Below are 256 nucleotides of genomic sequence, written 5' to 3'. Positions count from 1 at the left end.
CGATGGAGGAGGCCGCCGGGGCCCACATGTGAATGGCGCTGCTGCCGATGCCAAGACAATTCGGACCACAGACGGGGATACCGGTACGCGAAGACCACTCGACCAGCAGCCGTTCCCGTTCGATGCCTTCCACAGTTCCCTGCTCTTTAAAGCCGGCACTTATAATCAAAACCGCGCTGACCTTTTTCTGTTCGCATTGCTGCAAGATCGATTCGATCAATTGAGCCTTCACGACGATGACCGCCAAATCGACCGC

Annotated in this window: 1 protein-coding gene; it reads right to left on the bottom strand. The window is 56.6% G+C overall.

What is annotated here, in order from left to right; all coding sequences use genetic code 11:
- Nucleotides 1–256 (bottom strand): CoA-binding protein (locus KVT38_RS33850; RefSeq protein ID WP_217598095.1); only part of this gene is annotated, 256 nt, incomplete at both ends.

The sequence above is a fragment of the Cohnella sp. GbtcB17 genome, from assembly GCF_019091135.1.
Classification (GTDB): domain Bacteria; phylum Bacillota; class Bacilli; order Paenibacillales; family Paenibacillaceae; genus Cohnella.
The sequence above is the reverse complement of the archived record's forward strand: the minus strand, read 5'-3'. Positions and strand labels throughout refer to the sequence as shown.